This is a genomic window from Bacillus sp. (in: firmicutes), assembly GCA_012842745.1.
Taxonomy (GTDB): Bacteria; Bacillota; Bacilli; order Bacillales; family Bacillaceae_J; genus Schinkia.
Map to the genome: position 1 here is coordinate 31,013 of DUSF01000002.1, position 26,392 is coordinate 57,404.

A 26,392-nucleotide genomic window follows, 5' to 3' on the forward strand; every position below is an offset into this window, starting at 1 on the left:
TCAAAACGACACGTCCCTTCACCTGTTGTTTTGTACAAGTTTATGCAGGACAGGGCCTTTTAAGAAGTAAATAACAAAAAGCATGATAGAAAAACTATCATGCTTTTTTGCAATCAATTATTTTAATTCATAGCCGCCTTTGGCAATTTGTTCGACTATACTTGGCAGCATTGCATAATCAATTCCTTGGCAATATTCAAGCAATTCATTTTTATCGCTAATATACACTCGTTTGCGATTTTTTAGTTCAGGGTTTTTAAGCATGCACACGAGCGCAATAATTTCTTTAAAAGAATAAGCTTTCTCACCAACAGTAAATAGCGGCTCACTTTCATAAGGTACAAATTCATTAAAGATTTGATCAAAATAGCGAATATATAAAAGATGAAAGGTTTTTTCAGTTCCATTATCGACAAACGTAACTTCAGAGCGATTAAAGAAGTCCTCAGATGTATTAGGCAGGGCCTTTTCTAACTCATATCCTTTAATTTCTTTAATAAGCATAATTCCATCCCACCAATTTTTTATTTTAATTTTTTCGACATATGTACAATTCTATTATAAAAGACCTTTTTCTTCTTGTCCAAATTATTATTCGCTAAAAGTTTCTTGAAATTTTTCAAAAAACAAATCAGCTTCCTCTTGGATTTCCTCTTCGCCCAACTTTTCAGGCAAAGGAGGAAGTTCTTTCAATGTTTTAAGTCCAAAATATTCGAGAAATTCTTTTGTTGTGCCATATAAAATGGCTCTTCCAGCCCCCTCCGCACGACCAACTTCTTTGATAAGTGATTTTGATGTTAATGTTGCCAGCGGACGTTCCGTTTTCACGCCACGAATTTCTTCAATTTCAGCCCTCGTGATTGGCTGTTTATAGGCAATAATCGCCAATGTCTCTAAAGCTGCCTGGGAAAGTGTTGAAGACGTTGGCGAATCAACTAACCGTTTGAAATAATCAGCATGCTCCCGTTTCGTTGTTAATTGATAGACACCCGCTACTTCAACTAAATCAATCCCTCTTGACTGTTGGCTATATTCATTTTTTAGTTCCTCAATCAATTCTACAGCAACAATCTCACTAATTTGTAGTACATCGGCAATTTGCTTTCGATCCATCCCTTCATCACCAACGATAAATAATAAACCTTCAACAATTGCTTTCATTTGTTCAAGCTTCATCAGCTGAAACTCCTTTCATGCTGTATATATAAATGTCTTCGAAGTTCTTTTCTTGTTCACATCGTACGTGATTGTTTTTCATTAATTCTAAAATAGCTAAAAATGTTACAACAATATAGGACTTGTCAAGAATAGGAAAGAGTGAATAAAAGCTTTGCTTACCATTTGTCTTGTCTAACTCTTCTAATATTTGCTCCATTCTTTGTTGTATCGGTATCTCTTGCCTCTGAACAGTTGTTAATTTAGGTTCTCTCCACTTTTTTCGTTTCATTAAATGCTGGAGGGCCTTTAACATATCATATAAAGATACATCTGACACCGGGGCCTCCCTCTGGTCTGGAATATATTCCGCTAAATTCCCCGGTGGTCTCGTATATAAAAGGCTGCGGTCTTTTTCATATTCCTTCAATTGGGTTGCAGCTTCTTTAAATTTCCGATATTCGAGCAAACGGCGCATTAATTCTTCGCGCGGATCCTCCTCCATTTCTTCACCAGTAAAGCTTAGTTCTTCATCTAAGGAATCTTCCGTTTTCGGTAAAAGCATTTTACTTTTTATTGCTAGCAGTGTTGCAGCCATGACAAGATACTCACTAGCAACATCCAATTCAAGCTCTTGCATAGTCTGGATAAAAAGCAAATATTGCTCCGTAATTTGGGCCATCGGTATATCATAAATATCAATTTCATAACGATTAATTAAATGTAACAGAAGGTCTAAAGGGCCTTCAAAAGCATCTATTTTTACACTATATTCCATCATTAATCCCACCAAAATATTCTTGAAAATTAATTCATCACAATTATAATAGCAAAATTTCTCTTAATTCTATAGAGGTTGCTTAAAATATACAGTTATTGTTATATTTTCGCCTATTTTTATGCATTTTCTACTTGACCCGATAGAAGCGCCTATACAAGTTTTTTCGATTTTCATATGTTATTACCGTAAGCAATAAAAAAACAAAGGAGGAATTTCAAATGAGTGGAGCTGTAGGTTGCGGCGGGGGATATGGTGCCGGTGCAGGATTTGCTTTAATCGTAGTATTATTCATTCTCTTAATCATTGTAGGGGCTGCTTGGGTGTACTAATTTCCCAAAAAAAGTTGAAAGGGGTGCCGTGCAGGCACTTCTTTTTCATTTATGATAAACTAATGAAACCGACACTATAAATAAAGGAGTGATTTCTTATAACGTACCCAAAACCATATATAGATTTTCTCGTACACTTTCATGGATCAAGAGATTATTTTGAATGTCACGAGATACTTGAGGACTATTGGAAAAAACATGATTGTAAAAATCGCTCCTCCGTATGGGTTAGCCTAATCCAAATCGCAGTAGCATTGTACCACCAGCGCACAGGAAATGTAAAAGGCGCATTCCGTATATTAAAAAAAGCAATGATAAGTCTAGAAAAACAAAAAGAGCAATTGTTTGCCCTTGGGTTAGATTACGAACAGCTTATAATAATACTACAAAAAAGACTTTCCGAAATAAGTGCTGGAGCTATGTATTATAGTTTACATTTACCGATTTCTGATGAAAAATTAATAAAAGTTTGCCAAGAACAATGTCTGCACCTAGGCTACAATTGGAACGACGAGAGCAATTTAGCAAATAAATTTCTTTTATTTAAGCATTCATTACGGGACCGAAGCGAAATTAAACTGGAAAGAGAAAAGCAATTAATGCAAAGAAGAAACAAAAGACCCCATTCCTAATTGGAATCTGGGTCTTCATCTTCATCACAAAGTTCTTTTGCTTGGTCACATTTTTCAAAAAATTTAATTGTATCTTCAGTTGGTTTGATTTCGACATTCCCTAATTGCTTGCTAAGTTCATTTAACATTGCTCTTCCTTTACCTTGACCTCGATATGAAGGATTAACGGATATATGACGAAGTTCTGCTACATCGTCCTTTATCTTCACACCGATTGCACCAATGATATCTTCTTCCTTATATAGGTAGAGATGCCAGTTCTCCTCTTCCTCATAAAGTTTAATAGTATTTTGAAGCCGTTTTAAATCTTTTTCAGAAGGCATAAAAGAAAGAAGCCCCATAGCGATTTTTTCATAATTTTTTTTATAACGAATTAACATGCTAATCCCTCTTTGCTTTTATCATTCATTTAATAGCAAGTAATACCTTATTCAAAATAATAACTTATTCGTTCTATGTAATCAATGGGTAAATTAAACGAGGCTGCGCCCAAAAGAGCGAGCCTCTATCTTCTAATTACGAACCTGCTGGATGGATATTGGGCGCATTTGTACCTGTATTGTCTGTACCATTAGTATCAATAGTTCCGCCATTATTAGTTGTTCCAGTTACATCAGTTGTATTTGTATTGTTTGTGCCCGTAGTATTTGCGCCTGCTCCGTTGTTGTTATTATTGTTTCCAACCATATAGCCTGCACGATAGGCTTTCATCAAGATTGAGGCGATTTCTTCCCTTTTTGTTGCCTGCCCAAAACCAAACGTATTCTTTTTTAAATCAGTACCACTTAACAAACCTAAATCACGGGCAGCGTGAATATCACCATAAGCCCAATGTGATTTTGGAACATCAGTGAAATCGGTTGTATTTCCACCTGATACTGGTGTTCGATTATTCGTTTGTTCCCCAGTCACACCGTCAGCTCCTGGCGTTTCATCGACAGTACCTGGCGAAACATCATTGGCATCCGGTGTTGTGTTATTTGTATCAGTCACGTTTAACGGTGTAAAATTCGTGCGATCATCATAACCAACAGGGGTTATATTATTTCTATTTCGGTCATTAACTGCATTATCATTAGTTGCCACCCCACACCCTGTAGCTAGAGCCATAACTAAAAATGAAGTCGATAACACATTGATCAATTTTTTGTTCAATGGTATTGCCCCCTTTCCGTACTATCATTTGTTAAGAAGGGGATTTTTATATCTGTTATATGTAGACGAAATAAGTAAAAAACTCCTGCCAAATAAATGGTAGGAGTTTTTTTCAATTACTCTTCATCCCAAACTTTAACTTCTTTCATTACATCACCTTGGCGAATTCGAAGGACAGTATCCATTCCTTCAATTACTTGTCCAAAAACAGTATGTACACCATCTAAGTGCGGCTGTGGCTCATGAACAATAAAAAATTGGCTGCCACCCGTATCTCTTCCAGCATGGGCCATTGATAACGCGCCAGGCACATGTTTATGCGGATTGCCCTCTGTTTCACACTTTATTGTATAGCCAGGCCCACCTGTCCCTGTTCCGTATGGGCAGCCTCCTTGGGCAACAAAACCTGGAATCACACGATGAAAGGTTAAACCGTTATAAAAGCCTTCATTTGCAAGCTTTTCAAAATTAGCAACCGTACCAGCCGCTTCATTTGGAAAAAGTTCAATGATAATTTTTTCGCCATTTTCAAATTCAATCGATGCTTTTTTCATATTATGTATGCCTCCTAGCGTTTCTATTCTTTCCTATTTTACACTACTTTAAGTAAAATAAAAAATTTTTGAAAGCGAAAACAAAAAAGCAGAACCTTAGTCCTGCTTTTTACAATACCTTAGCCGCGCCAACATAGCGTGAATCCCAATAGTATGGATCATTTAACTTTGAAATCATGACACCATTTGAAGTGGCAGAGTGAATAAACTTATTATTACCTATATATATACCTACATGTGAAATTCCCGAACCGGATGTATTAAAAAATACTAAATCTCCCTTTTGTAAATCCTCTTTTTCTATACTTTTCCCTTGTTCATATTGCGACTTTGAAGAACGTGAAAGTTCAATTCCATTTTCGCTAAAAACTTTATAAACATAGCCTGAACAATCAAATTCGCCTCCATAAGGAGTGCCTATGTATTTTTCCGCACTTTTAATTATGTTTTCAGCAAGCTCATCATTAGCAGCAAACGCATTCGTTGTATTAGAAAAAGTAAGCAATATCATGATAGAGAAAAATACTGTAAGTACCTTTTTCACACATTCACCTCCTGCATTATGAATTTTATTTTTTACCTTGACTTAAATTCTACAAATCAAAAAAAAATCCTGTCGCTTTTTAGAAAAAAAATGAATATTTTTTTATTTTTTCAAATTCTGTTCACAAAATTGGAAAATAAAGGTGTGATGTTTATGCAAAAAAAAGCGTCTGGCGTAAAATTTTTTACACACCAGACACTTTTATCAACTAATTAGTAAGTTTTACAGTTTAAAGGAGCTCTTTAACGACACAATTCGATTAAATACTTTTTTCTCAAGAGTTGTATGCTTCGGATCGACATTAAAATAGCCATGTCTAAAAAATTGAAACTTATCTTGAACATTCGCTTTCATCATATCAGGTTCAACATACCCCTGTAATATTTCAAGTGAATTTGGATTTACGTAATCTAAAAATGTTTTTCCTTCATCCTCTTCATGATCTTCTTTATCTAATATAAATGGTTCATATAAGCGAAATTCAGCAAGTTTTGCATGACTTGCTTCAACCCAATGTAATGTTCCTTTTACTTTACGTCCTGTAAAGCCAGTGCCGCTTTTTGTTTCAGGATCGTACGTACAATGAATTTCAACTACTTCTCCATTTTCATCCTTAATAAAATCATGGCATTTAATAAAATAAGCATGCTTTAAGCGAACTTCATTCCCTGGGAAAAGCCTAAAATATTTACTCGGTGGGTTTTCCATGAAATCATCTTGTTCAATATAGAGTTCTCTTGAAAATGGAATTTTTCGCATCCCCATCTCAGGATTTTCCGGGTTGTTTTCAGCATCAAGCCATTCAACTTCTCCTTCTGGATAATTAGTAATGACAACCTTAAGCGGGCGAATCACTGCCATTGTACGCAGTGCTTTTAATTTTAAATCTTCCCTTACAAAATGCTCTAGCATTTGTTCATCAACAGTACTATGTGCTTTTGCAACTCCTATTTCCTTACAAAACGCACGAATTGCTTCAGGTGTGTACCCTTTTCTTCTTAAACCAGAAATCGTCGGCATTCTTGGGTCATCCCAGCCATCGGCATAGCCTTCATCTACTAGAAGCTTTAGCTTCCGTTTACTCATAACTGTATTCGTAATATTTAAACGAGCAAATTCAATTTGCTTCGGCTGCGCTTCCATTTCACATTCACGAATAACCCAGTCATATAATGGACGGTGATCTTCAAATTCCAACGTACAAATCGAATGGGTCACAGCTTCAATCGCATCCTCAAGCGGATGAGCAAAATCATACATAGGATAAATGCACCATTTATCGCCAGTGTTATGATGTGTGGCATGAGCGATTCGATAAATGACCGGATCTCTCATATTTATATTAGGTGATGCCATATCAATTTTGGCACGTAAAACTCTTTCTCCATCTTTAAACTCTCCAGCCCGCATTCTTTTAAAGATGTCAAGATTTTCTTCTACACTTCTATTTCGATATGGACTTTCTTTTCCCGGAGCTGTTAATGTTCCTCTCATTTCACGAATTTCTTCAGGCGCCGAATCATCAACATAAGCTTTTCCTTTTTTAATTAATAACACCGCGCGGTTATACATTTCTTCAAAATAATCCGATGCAAAAAATAGGTTGTCCCAATCATAGCCGAGCCATTTTACATCTTCTTTAATTGACTCTACATATTCCGTATCTTCCTTTAAAGGATTTGTATCGTCAAAGCGTAAATTTGTTTTGCCATTGAACTCATCAGCAAGGTCAAAATTTAAAATGATTGATTTAGCATGACCAATATGTAAATAGCCATTTGGCTCTGGAGGGAATCTTGTGACAACCTCATCGTATGTTTCGTCCTTTAAATCCTCTACAATAATGTTTTTAATAAAATTAGAGGAAGTATGTTTATTTTCTTCCATTACCGTCAACCTTTCTAGAATATCATTATGATGCTTATATTTATAACATAAAAATAGAAAAATAAAAAGTGCCCGTGTGTAGGGCACCTTTTATATCCAAATATTTCAGCTCATTTTCAATTTACTTTTCAAAGGCAAATCTAAATGAATTATATCCTCATAACTTTCGCGCCTTATGACAAGCTGTGCCTCACCATTTTCAACAAAAATAACAGCAGGTCTTGGGATGCGGTTATAATTATTCGCCATGGAATAGCCGTAGGCGCCTGTGCAAAAGACTGCTAAAATGTCGCCCGGATTTGCTTTTGGAAGCGGTAAATCCCAAATTAGCATATCCCCTGATTCGCAGCATTTTCCGGCAATTGAAACTTTTTCTTCAGCTTCGTCGTTGGCACGGTTAGCTAAGATTGCTTCGTATTTTGCTTCGTATAATGCGGGCCTTAAGTTATCGACCATGCCACCATCAACAGCTACATATTTTCGTACATCTGGAATAACCTTATTTGAGCCAACTGTGTATAATGTAGTACCAGCATCACCGACAATCGAGCGACCTGGTTCTATCCATATTTCTGGCATAGCGATATTTAATTGATTAACATGTGACTTTACTTTGTCAATAATCGCAGCCACATAATTTTCTGGTGGAAGCGGATCGTCTTCCTCCGTATAACGAATTCCAAAGCCTCCACCTAAGTTTAATACTTTAGGAAGGTAATTTAATTCCGTTGACCATTTCTCTATGGCAGCAAACAATGTATCAACAGCCATTATAAAACCATCTGTTTCAAAGATTTGCGAACCAATATGGCTATGAATTCCTAATAGATTAAGATTAGCCAAGTTTCTTGTCATTTCGATTGCTTTTTCCACTTGACCGCTCTTAAGATCAAAACCAAATTTAGAATCAACTTGTCCAGTCATAATTGATTCATGTGTATGCGCCTCAACCCCAGGAGAAATTCGCAATATTACCGATACTATTTTGCCTTTTTCCCCAGCTAACTGTTGCAATAATTGAAGTTCGTAAAAGTTATCGACAACGAAGCAGCCAATTCCTGCATCAATTCCCATTGTTATTTCTTCTACACTTTTATTGTTACCATGGAAATGAATTCGTTCCACAGGAAAGTTTGCTGCCAATGCAGTATATAGCTCGCCGGCAGAAACAACATCTAGGCTTAAACCTTCTTCCTCCGCCAAATTAATCATCGCAATCGTTGAAAAAGCTTTACTTGCATAAGCTACTTGTGCCTTTACTTGAAGCCTCTCAAACGTTTCTTTAAAAGCTCTTGCTCTCTTTCTCATTAAAGCAACATCATAAACAAATAGTGGCGTTCCATATTCTTTCGCTAATTCAACTGTATCCACTCCACCAATCTCTAAATGGCCTGCAGTATTTATGACGCTTGTTCCATGTAAATACATACGTTTCCCCCTTACTTATATACCAAGAAAAGCTGCCTTAAAAAGTGTCAGACATCCGTTACAATTCCCTAGTCTTGTGCCTGAACATTTTTTTGTGACAGCCTAAATTTTAATCTTCATATTAATAAATAAAACTTTACCATAGAAAAGATGAGATTGGCAATAGTTAAACTTCCTCAATTATTCAACCGCTAGTTTAATAACGGCTTTCTTGTTTGTTGTTTTTTATCATTCTTCGGATTTGTTATCTTTGGTCTTGTTTTATTTAACGGCACAGCTACACGAACAATAATTTGTAAAAACGCCTGAGGTTGGAACGGGATAAACGGCCATAAAAATGGTGTATTTAACGAACGTAACGATGTTAAATATAATATTACAAGTGTTAAACCAATTACGAACCCAGGTACATTGAAGAAAAAGACGGCTAACAGCAATAATATTTGGACAATCTTATTAGCAACACTTAATTCATAGCTTGGTGTTGCAAACGAGCCAATCGCACTTACAGCTACATAAAGAATAACTTCGGCTGAGAAAAGGCCAACATCGATGGCAATCTGTCCAATCAATACAGCTGCAATTAAGCCCATTGCTGTAGAAAGCGGCGTTGGCGTATGAATCGCTGCCATTCGCAAAATATCAATACCAAGGTTAGCAAGAATTAACTGGACAATAATAGGGATTGTATACTTCTTATTTGGCCCAATAAAATCTAATGCTTCTGGTAGTAAATCAGGATTTTTTACAAACAAGTACCAAAGTGGTACTAATAAAACGGATGCAATCATCCCAATGAAGCGCACCCAACGCAAAAAAGCACCGACAGAAGGAGTTTGGCGATATTCCTCAGCATGCTGTACATGATGAAAAAAAGTTGTCGGTGTGATAATCACACTTGGTGATGTATCGACCATAATGACGACATGGCCTTCTAATAAATGGGTTGCTGCTACATCAGGCCTTTCCGTATACCGCACTAAAGGAAATGGATTCCATCCTTGTTTCACAAGAAATTCTTCGATAGCTTTATCAGCCATTGGAACTCCGTCAATTTCAATTTCCTTCAGTTCTTTTTTAATAATATCAACAAGAGTAGGGTCAGCCACATCTTGGAGATAAGCGACACAGATATCGGTTTTTGAGCGTTCCCCAACTTGAATAATTTCATGGCGCAAACGCTCGTCGCGAATGCGTCGCCGTGTTAGAGCTGTATTCACGATGATGTTTTCTGTATAGCCATCCCTAGCGCCGCGCACAACTTTTTCGGTATCAGGCTCTTCTGGATTACGGCTAGGATAGCTTCTTACATCAACTATAAAAGCGCGATTCTCACCATCAATCATAATAATAATGAGCCCGGAAAGTAGTTGATCGACGACCTTATCCATATCTTCGGCTGTATCTACTTGTTGATGAATAAGGCGATTATGAACAACATCCTTCGTGTTCGTCTTATAGCTTCTTTCATTATCATTAATCTCAACCAGCTCTTTTAATAATTCAATAATATAGGCGGAATCGCATAACCCATTTAAATAATATAAATGGATTTCTTTTTTTAAGATTTTAATTTTGCGAACACCTAAATCAAAGCTCGTTCCGACGCCAATTCGATTTTTTAAATAATCTTCATTTGCCACGATTGATGAGGAAATTGGCTTCTTTTCTATATTTTTAACTGTCATGAAATCCACCCCTTTCACCCTTACCCTTTAGGCTGAAAAATAAGAGCTGCTAAAAATGAGAACAATATCGCGGATGAAATGCCAGCTGATGCAAGTTGAAACATTCCCATCGGGATGCCAAACAAGCCTAGCTCCTCTGACGCAGCCATTGCCCCATGTAATAAAGAATGTCCTAAGTTTGAAATTGGTACAGTAGCGCCTGCACCGGCAAAATCAATGAATTGATCGTATAATCCAAAACTATCCAATATAACGCCGACAACAACGAAGAAACCCATAAGATGGGACGGAGAAAGCTTTAATTTATCTAATAAGACCTGTCCAATCATACAAATAAAACCGCCAACAAAAAACGCGATGATGTATTCCATTAAGCTTCATCAACCCTTTCAAAAACAACACCATGGGCGATTGTCGGAATCGTCTCCTTTTGTTGAATCATTATCGGGCTTAATAGAGCACCTGTTGCAACTACAAAAACTTTTTTTAATTTTCCAGCTATCATTTCGTTTATAATATGACCATATGTGACAACGGCCGAACAGGCGCAGCCGCTGCCGCCAGAAAATACATCTTGATCGCTATAATAGACCATCAAACCACAATCATTATAATTCGTAGTAACAGCATACCCTTCATCAGCAAGCATTTTTCTTAAAATCGCTGCCCCAATTCCCGCTAAATCTCCTGTTACGATTAAATCATAATCATTTGGCGTTTTTCCTAACTCCCGAAAATGGGTGATTATTGTATGTGCTGCTGCCGGAGCCATCGCTGAACCCATATCTAAAGGATTACCGATTCCATAATCAATGACCTTACCGATTGTTGCGGCTGTAATTTTCACAGAAGATTTTTCTTTGCTTATCAAAATGGACCCGGCTCCCGTAACTGTAAACTGAGCCGTATCTGGTTTTTGCACAGCAAACTCAGTTGGATAGCGAAATTGCCGTTCTGCTGTTGCATTATGACTACTCACAGATGCCAACACTTTGTTTGCAAAGCCCCCATCTATTAAAACAGAAGCAACCGACAACGTTTCCATTGACGTTGAGCAGGCACTAAACATGCAAAGAAACGGAATTTGGTTTCCTCTAGCTACATAATTAGATGTAACATTTTGATTTAAAAGGTCCCCAGCTAGAAAAAAATCAATATCTTCAGTAGTCAACTTTGCCTTGTTCAAGCAAACTTCGATGGCGTCCTCCATAAGTTTCCGCTCAGCAAGCTCCCAACTTTTTTGACCACAATGAAGATCTTCATATTTAATGTCAAAACTTGTGCCAAGCGGACCAGCTGCTTCCACTGGACCGACAGCCGTGCCCGTGGAATGTACATAGATGTCGTTATCAAAAATCCAAGTTTGCTTAGCCACTAGTCCCAATAGAATCATCCTTTATGCCAATAGTATTTTTAGTGAATAGCGGATAAACCCGATAATGGCCGCTGCCACCACTCCATACACAAGGATGGACCCGGCGATTTTAAACATATTATTGGAAATTCCTAATACTATACCTTCACTTTTATGCTCAAGTGCCGCACTCGCCATTGCATTAGCAAATCCACTTACTGGTATAAGCGTACCTGCACCTGCAAATTGACCAAGTTTATCAAAGATGCCAACACCGGTTAATAAAGCTGTAATTAAAATTAAAGTTGCAAGCATTAAATGGCTTGAACTTATTTCTGGAAGGCCAAAAAAACGACTATAAAAATTTTGGATCCCTTGGCCAGTCATACAGATTAGGCCCCCAATTAAATAAGCTTTAGAGCCATTCAAGAAAGGAGATGATTTCGGCTGAAATGATTGAATTTGTTTTTTATAATTTTCCTTTGTCATTTTTTCTGCCATTATAATCCTCCATTTCGTTTTTTATGAATGGTCAACCAAATCAACAAAGTAAATCCAATGGAATAATGAACCTACAATTTTCCCAAAGACGATGGCAGTAAGTAGAATGATTAATTTTTCCTGCACACCGATTCTTTTCGCCAGAATCGGCCATACATTTAAAACCTCTGTAAGGGCAGCAGCTAACATTCCAACAAAAATGCCATCGGCTAAGCCAATCGGGATTGTAAAAAGATACGAAAAATGATAGATTGTTTCTCTTAAACCAACCCAACCGCCAATGGTTGCTCCAAGAACGACACCCCATTCATATAAGTAAATATATTTCATCGTTTTCGTTAATTGTGTAAGCCGCGGAATCACACCAAGTACTGTCAAAAAAGCTACAAAGCCTGCGCCAACAGAAAGCCCCCCTGCAAAACCAACAAACATTGTTACTAGGATTTTAAGAGTCATGGCCTACTCTTTTGATTTCCTCTTTGTTTTCCTTAATAATGACGTATTGATCCAAATCTTGTTGATATTTAAACATTTCCACCTCAAGAGGACTTGGCTCTTCATTTAGTCGTTTTCTAAATAAATGATTGAAAAATAAAATCATCCCAATTCCTAACCCTAATGAATAAGGAATTTGCAATAATAACGGCTTTTGTAAATTTTCACCAGTAATAATGTAAAATAATTTTTGATGAACCTGCTGCATCGAAACATCTTCATGAAAATTCATGATAGCAATCGCAGACCCGATAAATAATAAAAACCAAACTAGTACTATAAAGGCGATTGTCGGCTTTTTTTGTTTATACATAACATCAATAATCGTTTGTGTTGGTCCGATTGTTTGAATATCAATTAAAGGATTAAAGGTTTGAATTGTCGTAATAACTTCCATAATATCAATAACAACAATATTTCTGTCGCTTTTACTAATTTGATGTAGCGACAGTGCGCCGATTTCTTTAATTGTTTCCTCTTGTCCAATCATTTGTGCTACATCAGCGATTGTGATGATGGATTGTGGTAAAGCCTGCAACCTGAGCCGCATCCGAATATAAATCGTTTCCTCCTTCATTTGGTACACCCCACCTCAAATGTGCCAATTCCTTGTATTTGTAGTATGGTTATGGAATTCAAGCCTCATTCGAAAAATAGAGGTCCAATAATTGGCAGTGACAAAAAAAAGGATGAGTTAGACTCCTTTCGAGTCTACCTCATCCATTTGTTCTTTCATTTGTTGCAGAATTTTTTTCTCAAGCCGCGATACTTGGACTTGTGATATTCCGAGCCGTCCCGCGACTTCTGATTGAGTTTGATCTTTATAATAGCGCAAATAGACAATCAACCGTTCTCGTTCATCCAAGCTCCTAATGGCCTCTTGAAGAGCAATTTTATCAAACCATTTTGCTTCTGAATGGTCGGCAATTTGATCAAGAAGTGTGATTGGATCACCGTCATTTTCATATACTGTTTCATGTATAGAGGACGGTGTACGGCTTGCTTCCTGAGCTAAGACTACATCCTCTGGAGAAATTTCTAGCTCATCAGCGATTTCTGTAACGGTCGGTGCCCGGCCCAATTTTTTCGTTAAATCATCTTTTATTTTCCTAATTTTATTGCCTGTTTCCTTTAAGGAACGGCTCACTTTTACCGTTCCATCATCCCTGATAAAGCGCTGAATTTCTCCAATAATCATTGGAACAGCATACGTTGAAAATTTAACATCATAGGACAAATCAAATTTATCAACGGATTTCAGTAAACCGATACAGCCAATTTGGAACAAGTCATCCGGTTCATAGCCACGGTTAATAAATCGTTGCACAACAGACCAAACAAGGCGCATATTTTTTTGAACAATTAAATCGCGGGCCTCTTGGTCTCCTACTTGGCTTTTCTCAATTAATTCCTTTACTTCATGGTCTTTTAAATACGTTTCTCTTTTTTGCTTCTTGACCTCCACATCCATAGGCAGATCTCCTTAATTACATAAAGCTTTACAATTAGCTAAATATTTAGTCAGGTGAATCGTTGTCCCTCTTTGTAATGCAGATTCGATGACAATATCATCCATGAAATTTTCCATAATGGTGAAGCCCATCCCAGAGCGTTCCAATTCAGGTTTTGTTGTGTAGAGTGGTTCTCTTGCTTCATCCAAGTTAGCGATGCCGATTCCTTCATCTTTAATCGTTAAATGAACAATCCCGTCCTCTAATGTAACAGAGATATACACTTCACCATCCGGATTATTTTCATAGCCATGTATAATGGCGTTCGTAACAGCTTCGGAAACAACTGTTTTAATTTCCGTTAATTCATCTAATGTTGGATCTAACTGAGCTATAAACGCAGCTACCGTGACACGGGCAAAAGACTCGTTCTGGCTGAGTGCTCGAAATTTCAATTCCATCTTGTTTTTCACTTAGGCCACCCCCAATGTTTTTAGGGCATATTGCTCATCATCGACTAAACGAATGATTTTAAATAACCCTGACATCTCAAATAGTCTTTTTACAGCAGGTGAAATGGAACATACAACCATTTCTCCGCCTTGACTTTGAATTTGTTTATAGCGGCCTAAGATGACACCCAAACCCGAACTATCCATAAAAGTTAACTCTTGCAAATTTAAAACAATGTGATGAATATTGTTTTTTTCGATTTTCTCTGAAACCATATTTCGTAAATTCTCTGCTGTGTGGTGGTCTAGCTCACCTTTTAAACGGATGAGCAGCACATCTTTTTTTGTTTCCAAATTGATGATTAGACTCAACTTAAATTCCTCCTAATCTGAAAGTCTTAAGTGAGTCTTTTCGCTACCAGCTTTTCGAATTCCTGCTACATGACAAAACTAGTGTTAATTCGTAAGATTTTTACAAAACTAATGAGGAAATTTAGCAAAATCCCCGATTGTTCGCTTGAATAGCTTCCACCACGTGGCAGCCTTTACCTCAGTGCCCGCAACTAACGGACTTTCAAGAAGGATTTTATCCCCTTTTTTTAGGATGAGCTTGCCAAGTTCGTCACCTTTTTCAACAGGCGCTTTTATGTTCTCTTGTAAAATAATTTCCTGTTCAATATCTTTTATGCCTTCCCCCTTTTTCGTAAGCAAGGAGATATGCTCTGATGTAACGGCATTAATGGTCGCTTGGTCCCCTTTTGAAACCTTTACTTTAGCAAGCGGATAATTACGCTCGTACATTGGATGGGTTTGGTATTGGCTAAAGGCGTAATCTAACATTTTTGTAATCTGTCTGTTCCGATCCTTTGGTGTTGGTGCACCCATGATAACGGCGATTACCCGCATCCCATCTTTCTTTGCAGTTGCTGTTAAACAATATTTTGCTTCACTTGTATAGCCGGTTTTAACCCCATCAACCCCTGGATAAAACTTTACTAAACGATTTGTGTTCACTAGCCAAAACTTTTTATCAGTATCTTCTCGTAGATAATCCTCATAAACCCCTGTATATTTTGTAATTGCATCATATTTTAGCAGCTCTTTAGACATAATCGCCATATCGCGGGCAGTACTATAATGTTCTTCTGCAGGAAGGCCTGTTGCATTTTTGAAGCTTGTATTTTGTAAACCAAGCTCCTTTGCTTTATCATTCATCATAGCTATAAAAGCATCCGCTGAGCCTGCTAAATGTTCAGCCATTGCTACAGAGGCATCATTACCTGAAGCAATCGCAATTCCTTTTAACATCTCATCAACGGTCATTTCTTCGCCTGCCTCAAGAAAAATTTGTGAGCCGCCCATTGAAGCAGCATATTCACTCGTTCTTACCTTATCATCAAGCTTTATTTTTCCTTGATCCAACGCTTCCATGATTAAAAGCATCGTCATAATCTTGGTCATACTTGCCGGGGGCAGTTTTTTATCCGCATTTTTTTCATACAATACTGTTCCGGTGTCCCGTTCAATTAAAATAGCTGAAGCAGCATGATCTGTTAATTCTATTTTCGCTTCTTGTGCAAATCCCGTCGTTGCAAAAAGTGTAAACAAAAAGATAAAGCATATTAAAATCTTTAATTCTCGTTTCTTCAGCATAATCTCCCTCCTTTTTTCAAAAAAGCATAGTTCCATTAAGTTGAAATTGTTCATACATCGTATTTTTTCCATATTTTGATGTTTTATACCAAAAATTACATTTAATATTTTTAGATGTGGAAATGTGGATATATGGTACATTTATGTGGAAATACTGCCCGTTTATGTGGAAATACCACTCATTTATGTGGAAATAAGCCACCAGCTGATGGAATATTTCAATTTACAGTTGCAGTTACTAAAAAAAAAGAGTATTCCATGATTGGAATACCCTGTTTCGATTTGTTATTATGAAATTTTTTCATAAATTAATGGTGGCGCCTCTGTCTTGTTTGGCGAAATTTTGAAACTTTCATAAAGCAATCTCTTGATTTCATTTATATTTTCGAAATTGCTGTGGAGTGTGACAAGTGACTCCCCCTTTGAAACTTGGTCACCGACTTTTTTACGGAGCACAAGTCCAACCGCTAAATCGATTGTTGAGTCTTTTGTTGCTCTTCCCGCACCTAAAAGCATGGCCGCTTTGCCTACTTCATCGGCTATGATGGTTTCTACCCAACCATCTTCTCTAGCCTCTAGTTCAAATTGATATTTAGCTTTCGGAAGCTTTTGTGGGTTCTCTATTACCTCTGGGTCTCCACCTTGGGCAGCAATAAACGTTTTAAATTTTTCAAGGGCTCGCCCTGATTGAATTGCTTCTACTAATTTTTTTCTTGCTTCTTCTAGCGATGTTGCTTTTTCAGCTAGAAAAACCATGTGGCTACCTAATATTAAACAAAGCTCTTGTAAATCCTCTGGTCCTTTGCCTTTTAACGTGTTTATTGCTTCTTCAATCTCTAACGCATTGCCGATGGCATACCCTAAAGGCTGGCTCATATCGGAGATTACCGCCATCGTTTTGCGACCGATATTATTGCCGATAGCAACCATTGCTTTCGCTAATTCTTTGGCATCCTCTAAATCCTTCATAAATGCACCTGCACCTGTTTTTACATCTAACACAATTGCATCTGCACCAGCAGCAATTTTTTTACTCATAATCGAGCTGGCAATCAATGGAATAGAGTTTACAGTAGCTGTAACATCACGAAGACTATATAGTTTTTTATCTGCTGGTGTTAAATTTCCGCTTTGGCCGACGACAGCAACTTTATTTTTATTAACTAAATCAATAAACTGCCCAGTTTCAAGTTCAACATGAAAACCTGTGATGGACTCTAATTTATCTATTGTGCCACCTGTATGCCCTAAACCGCGCCCTGACATTTTCGCAACTGGCACACCAACAGAAGCAACAAGTGGGGCTAATACTAATGTCGTCGTATCGCCGACACCGCCTGTTGAATGTTTATCGACCTTGATTCCTTCAATCGCGGAAAGGTCGATTTTATCCCCTGAATCAACCATCGCTAATGTTAATTCGGCCCGCTCCATCTCTGTCATACCTTGAAAATAAACAGCCATTGCGAAGGCGCTCATTTGATAGTCAGGAATTGTTTCATTCGTATAACCTTCAATCATAAAGCGAATTTCTTCTTTCATTAGCTCTTTGCCGTCGCGTTTTTTTTCAATTATGTCAACCATTCTCATATAAATTCACCCCTTTTTGCTAAGCATTTATTGAACTCGCCCAATCATTACGAATTCTAAACGAAGTTAAAGAGCAGCAACCAGTTCTTTCACCAGATTAATAAATTTAGGTTTTGTTCGGTTGGCAACCTCAACAACTTGTTCATGTGTTAATGGTTCTAATTCTTCTCCAATAGCCATATCGGTTACACAAGAGATGCCGAGCACCTTCATTTGCATATGACTAGCAACAATGACCTCTGGTACAGTTGACATACCAACCGCATCACCGCCAAGATTGCGCAGCATAATTAATTCAGCTGGTGTCATATAGGTTGGACCTGAAACACCTGCATAAACGCCTTGTTGGATTGGGATATTTAATTTCGTTGCATTGTTTTTTGCAAGTTCCACTAATTGGGGTGTATAGGCACGACTCATATCAGGAAAACGCGGTCCAAGTTCCGCTTCATTAGGTCCGATTAACGGGTTCGCGCCTGTCATATTTAAATGATCTGTAATAATCATTAAATCGCCAGGCTGGAAATTGGCGTTCATTCCACCACAGGCATTTGTAACAAATATAGTGTCAATTCCTAATCCCTTCATAACGCGTACAGGAAAGGTTACCTCTTGCATGGAGTAACCTTCATAATAATGAAATCTTCCCTGCATCGCTAGGACAGCTTTCCCTTTCAGCATACCAATTACTAATTTTCCGGCATGTCCTTCCACCGTTGATACAGGGAAATGTGGGATATCTTTATAATCTATTTTTACTGCATCTTCGATTTCATCTGCTAATTCTCCCAAGCCTGATCCTAGTATGAGTCCAACAGTTGGTTTTACTTTTATTAAATTCTGTATGTATGAAGCTGCTTCTTTCATTTTTGTGAGAAGATTATCCATTTTTGTCACTCCTTTTTTATATAACCCGTATCAATTCTTTCACAAATCCAAGAAACCGTTCTTTTACTTTTTCAGTTGTTTCTATTACTTCAGCATGTGTTAACGGCTGATCGAGTATCCCAGCTGCCATGTTTGAAATACAGGAAATACCTAATACCTTAAGTCCACTATGTCTGGCAACAATAACCTCAGGAACAGTAGACATTCCAACAGCGTTCCCACCAAGCTTTCGAATCATCCGTACTTCAGCTGGTGTCTCATAGCTTGGTCCAGTATTCGCAACATAAACACCTTCTTTAAGTGGGAGACCCATGCTAAGCGCTGCCTGCCTTGCTTTTTCACGAAGTTGCCCGCAATAAGCATTGGACATATCTGGGAAACGAACGCCAAATTCCAAATTATTCGGTCCAATTAGTGGATTTTGGCCCATATTGTTAATGTGATCGGTAATAATCATTAAATCGCCTGGTACAAAGGATGTATTCACACCACCAGCAGCATTTGTAACAATCAGCTTTTCCACACCAAGCAATTTCATCACGCGGATAGGAAATGTCACCTTCTCGAGTGAGTAGCCTTCATAAAAATGGAAGCGCCCTTGCATAGCAATTACTTGAACACCTTGCAATTCACCAATCACTAACTGGCCCTTATGGCCCTTAACAGTAGAAACAGGAAAATTCGGAATTTCATGATATGGGATTTTTATCGAATTTGTAATTTCATCAGCTAAAATGCCTAGTCCTGAGCCTAAAATTAACCCTATACTAGGTTTGTTTGTTATTTTTGCTTGAATATAATTTGCTGCCTCAACGAACGGCTGCCTGTCCATTTATTCATCTCCCTATATGAGTATTAAAAACTTTGCCCGTATTTAAGTTTTGCAGAGATACATTTTCTTGTCTTAACAACCTTATATAGTACGAAGGAAACTTTGCCCATATTTCGGCATTGGAACACCGAAATTATCGGCAATCGTAGCCCCGATATCGGCAAATGTTTTCGATATCGGTAATTGTTTTCCTACCTCAATTCCTTTATGATAGACGAGCAGTGGCACATATTCTCTCGTATGGTCTGTTCCGTGATGAATAGGATCATTGCCATGGTCAGCTGTTATTATTAATAAATCATCATTGTTCATTAAATCAAATACTTCGCCTAAACGTCCGTCAAATTCCTCCAACGCTTGCCCATAGCCAATTGGGTCGCGGCGATGCCCAAATTTAGCATCAAAGTCAACTAAATTTAAAAAGCTCAAGCCTGTAAACCCCATTTTAAACGTATCATTTAGGCGATCCATGCCATCTAAATTTGATTTCGTCCGCAAGCTTTTAGTAACACCTTCACCATCATAAATATCCGAAATTTTTCCAACAGCAATCACATCAAAGTGATGGTCTTTTAATTCATTCATAACCGTCCTGTCAAACGGCTTTAAAGCATAATCATGACGATTTGACGTTCTTTCAAAGTTACCTAGTGAGCCAATAAATGGACGAGCAATAATGCGGCCGACCATATATTTTTCATTTAATGTGAGCTCGCGGGCAATTTTGCAAATATTATAAAGCTCTTCGAGCGGCACAACTTCCTCATGGGCAGCAATTTGCAGCACAGAATCAGCCGATGTATAAACGATAATATTGCCTGTTTCCATATGTTCTTTACCGAGTTCAATAATAATTTCAGTTCCAGAGGCAGGTTTGTTGCCGATTACTTTACGGCCAGTACGCTCCTCAAGTTCTGTAATAAGCTCACTTGGAAAACCGTTCGGAAAGGTTTGAAAAGGCTTATCAATATATAAGCCCATCATTTCCCAATGGCCTGTCATCGTATCTTTACCAACTGATGCTTCCTCCATTTTTGTATAATGAGCTAAAGGGCGTTCTGCTGCGGGAATACCTTTAATTTCCCTTATATTACCTAAACCAAGCTTGGCCATATTTGGCATGTTTAAGCCATTCATGCGCTCAGCAATATGCCCAAGCGTATCAGCACCCTTATCCCCGAAATCATTAGCATCTGGTGCTTCCCCGATTCCAACTGAATCCATGACTATTAAAAAAATTCGCTTGAATTTCACTCGAAAAACCCCCTAAATATAAATGCGTCCTACATATTCATTTTTATCAAATTTAGTCGTGTCACTCCAACAACCTGTTACGAAAATATTATGCCCGCGGATGGTATGCTTTATATATATCTGTTAATCTAGCTTTTGACACTTGAGCATATATTTGGGTCGTCGTAATATCAGCGTGACCAAGCATCTCTTGAACCGCTCGAAGATCGGCGCCATTTTCCAAAAGATGTGCAGCAAAAGAATGTCTTAATGTATGTGGAGTTATCTCCGCCTTAATATTTGCTTCCTTTGCTATATTTTTAAGTATCTTCCAAAACCCTTGCCTTGACAATCTTTGACCATGGTGATTGAGAAATAAAGCGTCTTCATGTTCATTTTTTCGAAGCAACTTCTTCCGTGCACTTTCTACATACAATGATAAAGCGTCTACAGCAATTTTACCTAATGGAATAATTCTTTCTTTTTCCCTTTTTCCCTTGCAACGTACAAACCCCATCGTAACATGGACATCGGCTACATTTAATGAAACAAGCTCTGAAACACGAATACCAGTTGCATATAATAATTCCAGCATCGCTTTATCGCGGATACCATATTCATTGTCCTCTTGCGGTGTATTTAACAAAGATTCCACTTCAGCTTGGGAAAGAATTTTCGGGAGCCTTTTTTCCTGCTGTGGCAGCTCAATTTGCACACTTGGATCTCCCGTTGCCATTTTTTCACGAAGAAGAAACTGGTGCAGCGCACGAATTGATGAAACAGTTCGCGAAATCGTTGTCACCGCTTTCCCTTGTTCTTTTAAAAATGCTAAATAATTAACAATATGAATTGTGCTGACAGCATCAAATGACTGCAACCCTTCAACTGTCTCTATATATTGTATATATTGTTTTAAATCTCTGCGATACGATTGCACCGTATTGTTTGCAGCCCGTCTATCTACTAATAAATAATGTAAAAAAGCTTCTAAGTGGTCATTCATAAATAACAGGCTCCTTTACTACTCGCCATTTTGATAAAAATAAATAAGCCGATCCACCCATGAAGGTGTAAAATCATTCACTTGCGCCGACACCTTGAGCGCGCCTCCTTCTGGCTCATCGTAACGGTGATACTGTTCATATTCCTGATTAATCCATACAATTCCATAATAAAAAAGCAATGTACAACCAGTAAATAATATAAAAACTTTTAACGTATCAAAAGCCATTTTAAATAATGACATTTCTCATCCCCCACATCAAAAAAATAGTGTACAACCCTCTACTTAAAGATATGTCAACAATGAGAAATTTTATACATATGTGCCATCATGTTCAGCTAAATGTATATATCTCTATTTAATCACTAGTAATAATTTACAACAACCAATTATTTAATTTTTAAATATATTTAAAGGAAGCAGGAGACGGTTCTTCTGCTTCCATCATGTTATCTAAGAGTTAAACTCTCCTTTAAATTTTTTAGAATTGGTGATAAGAAAAATTCTATAATTCTCCTTTTACCAGTCTTAACCTCTGCAGACACTGTCATTCCTGAAGAAATATTCACTTCTTTATTTCTAATTGTAAAAGTATTTTCTTCAAGTTCTACTTTTATGTTATAAACTAGACCAATTTTTTCATCTTCAACCGCATCTGGGCTGATACTAAGTACTTTTCCTTTAATAACACCATATTTTTGAAATGGAAAAGTATCAAATTTCACATCAACAAGTTGGCCAACCTCAATAAATCCAATATCTTTATTTAATACATTCGCTTCCACAATAAGTGGTGTTCCTTCAGGTACAATTGTTACGACAGGTTGGGCTGGAGTAACAACTCCACCAATGGTTTGCGATGCTATCCCTTGAACCACTCCATCTACTGGCGAAACAAGCTTTTGATACTTGAGTATTTTTTTCGCTTTTGAAAGTTGATCCTCAAGGGCAATAATCTCCTTCTCTTTTACAACTAATTTGTCTGCAAGTTCCTTATCTTTTGTTGCAAGATCTTTTTCATACATTTTTGTAAGCGAAATTAAATTTGCTTGGGCTTCTTTTAATTCACTGTTTAATTTTTCTATTAATACCGTTTGTGAGTCTACCTCCTTTTGACTGAGTAATAATTCTTCTTCTTTTTTCTTCAGTTCAATTTTGGGTATTCCACCATTTTCATATAAAGATTTTAAATTATCTACTTCACTACTAATATAAGAATAATGACTTTTTACGGAATCAAGTTTTGTTATAGCCAGTTGAACATCTTTTTCTCTTTGCTGAATAATTGTTTGTAAAGTTTCCTTTTGAGCTATGTATTCTTCGCTTTTCGCTTGACTATATTTTTTCTGTAGTTCAACAACTTGGGAAGCATTTAAATTATTAAGTTTAGTTTTTTCTATTTCTTTGTTGCTAATCGTTCCATTCAGCTCAGCAGAAATTAGATTTTTTTCAAGAATAGCCATTTGCAGCGAATTTTCCAAGCTAGTGATGTCTGCTTGTTTCATACTTGCATCCAACTCTAGCAATAACTGATCCTTTTTAACTTTCTCCCCTTCTTTAATATGTATAGCCGTAATAATACCTTCCTCCAGTGGTTGAATTACTTTTAATCTGCCGTCAGGGATAACCTTTCCCCTAGCAACAGCTACTTCGTCAATTTTTCCAAAGTATGACCAAACAATAAAAGAAATAAATACGGTAAAAATCATCCAAATTAAAAATCTGCCTAGCGGTGAAGGAGGAGTCTCAATAATTTCAAGTGCCCCAGGTAAAAAATCATATTCATCGCTTACACGTTGTTTTTCAATTTCCATTGTTTATAGTCCCCTCTCTTGCTGACTATAAAGATATTGATAAAGTCCATTTCTCTTCATTAATTCCTCATGGGAGCCAAATTCCTTTAATTCTCCCCGATCAATAACGATAATTTTATCTGCATCTTGTAAAGTTGAAAGTCTATGAGCAATAATCATAACCGTTCTTCCTTGACATATTTTGTTTATATTCGCTTGAATGATTCGCTCAGATTCATAGTCTAATGCGGAAGTTGCTTCATCAAATATTAGTATTCGTGGATTCGTTAGTAAAGCCCTTGCAATTGCAATTCTCTGCCTTTGACCCCCAGATAGAGAGGATCCTTTTTCTCCGACCATCGTATCATAGCCTTCCCGAAGTTCTAATATAAATTGATGAGCACCAGCAAGCTTAGCTGCATGAATGACTTGCTCCATACTTGCTGAAGGATAATGGATGGCAATATTTTCACGAATGGTTCCATTAAACAAAAAATTCTCTTGCAGCACGACACCAACCTGTCGGCGAAGCCAAGCAGTGTCTGCCATTGACAAATCAATGCCATCAATTAAAATTTTCCCTGATTCTGGTATATAAAGTCGTTGAATTAATTTGGATAACGTGCTTTTACCAGATCCACTCCTGCCTACTACACCAACCGTTGTCCCAGGTCTTATATCAATAGAAAGATTCCTAATAATTTCGGGACCATCCACATCGTAACGGAATCTCACGTTTTCAAAACGAATATGTCCTTTTATCATAGGTAAACGGGTCTTCACTGTATCTACTGATACTTCAGTCTTTGTATTCAACACATCAGATAATTTTTTAATTGAAATGCCAGCCTGTTGATAATCTTGCCACATTTGAACAAGCCTTAACACTGGCTCGCTTACTCGACCAGAAAGCATTTGAAATGCTATTAATTGCCCAAGCGTAATTGTACCTTTCATGACAAGATGGGCACCTAGCCATAAGATGACTAAATAGGAAATTCTTTGGATAAATTGACCTAGCGCTCCAGCCACGCCTGATAGATTAGCTGTTTTAAAGTTTGCCTTTGTATAATCTGATAGGAGCATTTCCCACTTTTTGTTCATTTCTGGTTCAAGGGCAAATGACTTAATCGTTTGAATCCCAGAAACTGCTTCTACCAGAAAAGACTGTGATTGTGCACCACGTTGAAAACTTTCCTCCAGCCTTTTTCTAAGAATAGGAGTTATGATTGCTGACAACATCACATAGACAGGTAAAACACCCAATACAACAAACGTTAAAGTTGTGCTATAGAAAAACATCACGGCAATATAAACGATAATAAATATAGCATCCAATCCTGATGTTAAAGGCGGGCCTGTAATGAATCTGCGAACATTTTCAAGCTCTCTAACTCTAGCAATCGTTTCACCTATCCGCCTTACTTCAAAATAACGAAGCGGCAAATAACATATATGCTTGAATAACTTTGCCCCAAGCGTAACATCAATTCGGCTCGTTGTATGTACAAACACATAATTTTTCGCTATACCTAACGTAACTTCAAACAAAGCAATCGCGATTAAACCAATAATCAACACATTTAATGTACTAACCCCATTATGAACTAGTACCTTGTCAATAATTACCTGTGTAATAATTGGAGTAACTAAACCAAAAAGCTGCAGAGTAAAAGTGGCAATTAATACCTCGCTAAACATTTTTCTATATTTCAAAACGGTTGGTATAAACCACTTTATTCCAAATTTTTGTTGTTCATCAATAAAGCTTCGTTTAGCAAATAAAATAATCTTCCCTGTCCACTGTGACTTAAAATCATCCATATTTATCATTTCAGGACTTCGTTTATGAGCACGTATTAGAAGAACCTTATCTTCGTCTACTTTCCCTAACACAACATATTCTCCACTATTTAACTCCGCAATGGCTGGAAAGGTTAATTTTGTAATTTTTTCTATATTGCTTTGAATAACCTTTGCCTTTAATTTGAAACTTTTCGCAACCTTTAATATCCCAAAATCAGTCAGCTTTTCATCACCTAATGCGAAGTGATGACGGATTTGAGACGGGTCCGCAGCTAAACCATGATAATTAGCAATGATTATGAAAGATATTAAACCCGAATCTAATTCAGACTCAGGAGGTGACTTTTTTTCCAAAGCTTCCAAAAACATTCCCCCTTAAGAAAAAGCCCGTATGAACATTGACATTAACGCCATACGAGCTTTCATTGTTCCTTTAACCTACTATTTCATTCTGCGATTTCCAGTATTGACCTAGAAGTTGCGATACCTCTTCAGGCTTATCGTGTAAAGCTTGATTCCATGACATCCCCGCAGTTCCAGTAAAAGAGGCCATTGCCTGAATTAACTGTTCGACTTGGGCATTAAGTAATAAATTTCCATCTGCTGTTTTTAATACTTCTGTTTGATAGGCATTACCTGAAAACCAGGATTGAACCTTTAAGTTATCATCTGTACCTTGAATTGCAATTTGCAGGTCATTATTTTCTCTACTGAAAATAAGGTCCATAGTATTCGCATCAAACTGAATGGTATCCATATTTCCAGTAGTTGGATCGTAATCATAGATGATGTCTTGACCGTGCCCAATCCCAAATAGGTAAGTATCATTTCCGTATGAGCCTTCTAAATAATCATTGCCGACAGATCCTAAAGTCCTGTCATTCTTATGTGTCCCTTTCTTTAACTCCATTTCAATATACTCTTCATTCCACAATGTTCCATCCGCAAACTCAATTCGACTCAATCGGTTTCCTTCATACCAATCCTTGATAGTGATTTGATTTCCTTCTCCGCCTGTCTGAATAACCAGATTCATTCCTTCCCTTGTTAGCACTAAATCCTCTGGATGGATTCCTTCTCCTAATTTCAATACATCTTCTCCGTGATGAAGGACATATTGATTCGTGTCTATATAGAGATTGCGTTCTAGTAAGCTTACAATCTCTTCACGCGATTGATAACTTGGAA

The 26,392-nt window shown here is 37.3% G+C and carries 30 protein-coding genes; 2 read left to right on the plus strand and 28 right to left on the minus strand.

The features are described from left to right. Positions 1–117 precede the first annotated feature (117 nt). The 3 genes from GX497_00300 to GX497_00310 all read right to left on the minus strand — a co-directional run bounded on the left by GX497_00300 (position 118) and on the right by GX497_00310 (position 1,933). Positions 118–504, minus strand: a complete 387-nt coding sequence (locus GX497_00300; protein ID HHY71675.1) for a hypothetical protein — start codon at positions 502–504, stop codon at positions 118–120. 87 nt (positions 505–591) lie between these two features. Next, on the minus strand, positions 592–1,176 hold the full coding sequence (gene scpB, locus GX497_00305; GenBank protein HHY71676.1) for an SMC-Scp complex subunit ScpB: 585 nt from the start codon (positions 1,174–1,176) through the stop codon (positions 592–594). Next, positions 1,166–1,933, minus strand: coding sequence for a segregation/condensation protein A (locus GX497_00310; GenBank protein ID HHY71677.1), 768 nt, complete (start codon positions 1,931–1,933; stop codon positions 1,166–1,168). Before GX497_00310 ends, scpB begins: the two co-directional genes overlap by 11 nt. 221 nt (positions 1,934–2,154) lie before the next feature. Between GX497_00310 and GX497_00315 the strand changes: the two genes are divergently transcribed. Both GX497_00315 and GX497_00320 read left to right on the plus strand, forming a co-directional pair. Continuing rightward, entirely contained in the window at positions 2,155–2,265 is a 111-nt protein-coding gene (locus GX497_00315) for a YjcZ family sporulation protein (protein ID HHY71678.1), read from the plus strand. Positions 2,266–2,363: 98 nt separating this feature from the next. Next, entirely contained in the window at positions 2,364–2,897 is a 534-nt protein-coding gene (locus tag GX497_00320) for a DUF309 domain-containing protein (GenBank protein HHY71679.1), read from the plus strand. On the opposite strand, the gene GX497_00325 is transcribed toward GX497_00320, so the two are convergent. The 25 genes from GX497_00325 to GX497_00445 all read right to left on the minus strand — a co-directional run. Then, a complete protein-coding gene (locus GX497_00325) occupies positions 2,894–3,277 on the minus strand; it encodes a GNAT family N-acetyltransferase (protein HHY71680.1) in 384 nt (127 codons plus the stop codon). The genes GX497_00320 and GX497_00325 overlap by 4 nt on opposite strands. A 136-nt stretch (positions 3,278–3,413) precedes the next feature. Then, positions 3,414–4,052 carry an S-layer homology domain-containing protein gene (locus GX497_00330; GenBank protein HHY71681.1) on the minus strand — a complete coding sequence of 213 codons (639 nt, stop codon included), beginning with the start codon at positions 4,050–4,052 and terminating at the stop codon, positions 3,414–3,416. Between the two features lie 116 nt (positions 4,053–4,168). Further along, entirely contained in the window at positions 4,169–4,606 is a 438-nt protein-coding gene (locus GX497_00335; protein ID HHY71682.1) for a peptidylprolyl isomerase, read from the minus strand. 109 nt (positions 4,607–4,715) lie between these two features. Continuing rightward, positions 4,716–5,150 (minus strand): C40 family peptidase, encoded by a 435-nt coding sequence (locus GX497_00340; GenBank protein HHY71683.1) that lies wholly within the window; start codon positions 5,148–5,150, stop codon positions 4,716–4,718. Between the two features lie 222 nt (positions 5,151–5,372). Next, complete coding sequence (locus tag GX497_00345; protein ID HHY71684.1) at positions 5,373–7,037, minus strand: glutamine--tRNA ligase/YqeY domain fusion protein; 1,665 nt, start codon at positions 7,035–7,037, stop codon at positions 5,373–5,375. Between the two features lie 105 nt (positions 7,038–7,142). Beyond that, on the minus strand, positions 7,143–8,465 hold the full coding sequence (lysA, locus tag GX497_00350) for a diaminopimelate decarboxylase (protein HHY71685.1): 1,323 nt from the start codon (positions 8,463–8,465) through the stop codon (positions 7,143–7,145). A gap of 191 nt (positions 8,466–8,656) precedes the next feature. Beyond that, positions 8,657–10,153, minus strand: coding sequence for a spore germination protein (locus tag GX497_00355; GenBank protein HHY71686.1), 1,497 nt, complete (start codon positions 10,151–10,153; stop codon positions 8,657–8,659). A gap of 20 nt (positions 10,154–10,173) precedes the next feature. Next, positions 10,174–10,524, minus strand: a complete 351-nt coding sequence (spoVAE, locus tag GX497_00360) for a stage V sporulation protein AE (protein HHY71687.1) — start codon at positions 10,522–10,524, stop codon at positions 10,174–10,176. Then, the gene (gene spoVAD / locus GX497_00365; GenBank protein ID HHY71688.1) at positions 10,524–11,537 is read right to left on the minus strand and encodes a stage V sporulation protein AD; all 1,014 of its coding nucleotides are present in this window, start codon (positions 11,535–11,537) and stop codon (positions 10,524–10,526) included. Before spoVAD ends, spoVAE begins: the two co-directional genes overlap by 1 nt. 12 nt (positions 11,538–11,549) lie before the next feature. Next, positions 11,550–12,008 (minus strand): stage V sporulation protein AC, encoded by a 459-nt coding sequence (spoVAC, locus tag GX497_00370; GenBank protein HHY71689.1) that lies wholly within the window; start codon positions 12,006–12,008, stop codon positions 11,550–11,552. 21 nt (positions 12,009–12,029) lie between these two features. Further along, positions 12,030–12,464, minus strand: a complete 435-nt coding sequence (locus GX497_00375) for a stage V sporulation protein AB (GenBank protein HHY71690.1) — start codon at positions 12,462–12,464, stop codon at positions 12,030–12,032. Continuing rightward, positions 12,454–13,080 carry a stage V sporulation protein AA gene (locus tag GX497_00380; protein HHY71691.1) on the minus strand — a complete coding sequence of 209 codons (627 nt, stop codon included), beginning with the start codon at positions 13,078–13,080 and terminating at the stop codon, positions 12,454–12,456. Before GX497_00380 ends, GX497_00375 begins: the two co-directional genes overlap by 11 nt. Positions 13,081–13,197: 117 nt before the next feature. Beyond that, positions 13,198–13,974 (minus strand): RNA polymerase sporulation sigma factor SigF, encoded by a 777-nt coding sequence (gene sigF, locus GX497_00385; GenBank protein ID HHY71692.1) that lies wholly within the window; start codon positions 13,972–13,974, stop codon positions 13,198–13,200. Positions 13,975–13,986: 12 nt separating this feature from the next. Further along, positions 13,987–14,427 (minus strand): anti-sigma F factor, encoded by a 441-nt coding sequence (spoIIAB, locus tag GX497_00390; protein ID HHY71693.1) that lies wholly within the window; start codon positions 14,425–14,427, stop codon positions 13,987–13,989. Beyond that, positions 14,428–14,778: an anti-sigma F factor antagonist gene (gene spoIIAA, locus GX497_00395; protein HHY71694.1), complete on the minus strand. Its 351-nt coding sequence runs from the start codon at positions 14,776–14,778 to the stop codon at positions 14,428–14,430. A 108-nt stretch (positions 14,779–14,886) separates the two neighbouring features. Further along, complete coding sequence (locus tag GX497_00400; GenBank protein ID HHY71695.1) at positions 14,887–16,059, minus strand: D-alanyl-D-alanine carboxypeptidase; 1,173 nt, start codon at positions 16,057–16,059, stop codon at positions 14,887–14,889. Between the two features lie 288 nt (positions 16,060–16,347). Next, a complete protein-coding gene (locus tag GX497_00405) occupies positions 16,348–17,649 on the minus strand; it encodes a pyrimidine-nucleoside phosphorylase (GenBank protein HHY71696.1) in 1,302 nt (433 codons plus the stop codon). Between the two features lie 66 nt (positions 17,650–17,715). Beyond that, positions 17,716–18,537, minus strand: a complete 822-nt coding sequence (locus GX497_00410; protein ID HHY71697.1) for a purine-nucleoside phosphorylase — start codon at positions 18,535–18,537, stop codon at positions 17,716–17,718. 16 nt (positions 18,538–18,553) lie between these two features. After that, positions 18,554–19,369 carry a purine-nucleoside phosphorylase gene (locus GX497_00415; protein ID HHY71698.1) on the minus strand — a complete coding sequence of 272 codons (816 nt, stop codon included), beginning with the start codon at positions 19,367–19,369 and terminating at the stop codon, positions 18,554–18,556. A gap of 81 nt (positions 19,370–19,450) precedes the next feature. After that, complete coding sequence (gene deoB, locus GX497_00420) at positions 19,451–20,623, minus strand: phosphopentomutase (protein HHY71699.1); 1,173 nt, start codon at positions 20,621–20,623, stop codon at positions 19,451–19,453. An 88-nt stretch (positions 20,624–20,711) separates the two neighbouring features. After that, positions 20,712–21,605 carry a site-specific tyrosine recombinase XerD gene (xerD, locus tag GX497_00425; GenBank protein ID HHY71700.1) on the minus strand — a complete coding sequence of 298 codons (894 nt, stop codon included), beginning with the start codon at positions 21,603–21,605 and terminating at the stop codon, positions 20,712–20,714. 18 nt (positions 21,606–21,623) lie between these two features. After that, positions 21,624–21,848, minus strand: coding sequence for a YqzK family protein (locus GX497_00430; GenBank protein HHY71701.1), 225 nt, complete (start codon positions 21,846–21,848; stop codon positions 21,624–21,626). 206 nt (positions 21,849–22,054) lie between these two features. Further along, positions 22,055–23,419 carry an HlyD family type I secretion periplasmic adaptor subunit gene (locus GX497_00435; GenBank protein ID HHY71702.1) on the minus strand — a complete coding sequence of 455 codons (1,365 nt, stop codon included), beginning with the start codon at positions 23,417–23,419 and terminating at the stop codon, positions 22,055–22,057. A gap of 3 nt (positions 23,420–23,422) precedes the next feature. After that, entirely contained in the window at positions 23,423–25,573 is a 2,151-nt protein-coding gene (locus GX497_00440; protein HHY71703.1) for a type I secretion system permease/ATPase, read from the minus strand. A gap of 64 nt (positions 25,574–25,637) precedes the next feature. Further along, positions 25,638–26,392: hypothetical protein (locus GX497_00445; protein ID HHY71704.1), on the minus strand; the 755-nt coding region annotated here is incomplete at its 5' end.

Coding starts and splice junctions, on each gene's coding strand:
- GX497_00300 (HHY71675.1), bottom strand. CDS start 504: ATGCTTATTAAAGAAATTAAAGGATATGAGTTAGAAAAGGCCCTGCCT.
- scpB (HHY71676.1), bottom strand. CDS start 1,176: ATGAAGCTTGAACAAATGAAAGCAATTGTTGAAGGTTTATTATTTATC.
- GX497_00310 (HHY71677.1), bottom strand. CDS start 1,933: ATGGAATATAGTGTAAAAATAGATGCTTTTGAAGGCCCTTTAGACCTT.
- GX497_00315 (HHY71678.1), top strand. CDS start 2,155: ATGAGTGGAGCTGTAGGTTGCGGCGGGGGATATGGTGCCGGTGCAGGA.
- GX497_00325 (HHY71680.1), bottom strand. CDS start 3,277: ATGTTAATTCGTTATAAAAAAAATTATGAAAAAATCGCTATGGGGCTT.
- GX497_00335 (HHY71682.1), bottom strand. CDS start 4,606: ATGAAAAAAGCATCGATTGAATTTGAAAATGGCGAAAAAATTATCATT.
- GX497_00345 (HHY71684.1), bottom strand. CDS start 7,037: ATGGAAGAAAATAAACATACTTCCTCTAATTTTATTAAAAACATTATT.
- lysA (HHY71685.1), bottom strand. CDS start 8,465: ATGTATTTACATGGAACAAGCGTCATAAATACTGCAGGCCATTTAGAG.
- GX497_00355 (HHY71686.1), bottom strand. CDS start 10,153: ATGACAGTTAAAAATATAGAAAAGAAGCCAATTTCCTCATCAATCGTG.
- spoVAE (HHY71687.1), bottom strand. CDS start 10,524: ATGGAATACATCATCGCGTTTTTTGTTGGCGGTTTTATTTGTATGATT.
- spoVAC (HHY71689.1), bottom strand. CDS start 12,008: ATGGCAGAAAAAATGACAAAGGAAAATTATAAAAAACAAATTCAATCA.
- GX497_00375 (HHY71690.1), bottom strand. CDS start 12,464: ATGACTCTTAAAATCCTAGTAACAATGTTTGTTGGTTTTGCAGGGGGG.
- GX497_00380 (HHY71691.1), bottom strand. CDS start 13,080: ATGAAGGAGGAAACGATTTATATTCGGATGCGGCTCAGGTTGCAGGCT.
- sigF (HHY71692.1), bottom strand. CDS start 13,974: ATGGATGTGGAGGTCAAGAAGCAAAAAAGAGAAACGTATTTAAAAGAC.
- GX497_00400 (HHY71695.1), bottom strand. CDS start 16,059: ATGCTGAAGAAACGAGAATTAAAGATTTTAATATGCTTTATCTTTTTG.
- GX497_00405 (HHY71696.1), bottom strand. CDS start 17,649: ATGAGAATGGTTGACATAATTGAAAAAAAACGCGACGGCAAAGAGCTA.
- GX497_00410 (HHY71697.1), bottom strand. CDS start 18,537: ATGGATAATCTTCTCACAAAAATGAAAGAAGCAGCTTCATACATACAG.
- GX497_00415 (HHY71698.1), bottom strand. CDS start 19,369: ATGGACAGGCAGCCGTTCGTTGAGGCAGCAAATTATATTCAAGCAAAA.
- xerD (HHY71700.1), bottom strand. CDS start 21,605: ATGAATGACCACTTAGAAGCTTTTTTACATTATTTATTAGTAGATAGA.
- GX497_00430 (HHY71701.1), bottom strand. CDS start 21,848: ATGTCATTATTTAAAATGGCTTTTGATACGTTAAAAGTTTTTATATTA.
- GX497_00435 (HHY71702.1), bottom strand. CDS start 23,419: ATGGAAATTGAAAAACAACGTGTAAGCGATGAATATGATTTTTTACCT.
- GX497_00440 (HHY71703.1), bottom strand. CDS start 25,573: ATGTTTTTGGAAGCTTTGGAAAAAAAGTCACCTCCTGAGTCTGAATTA.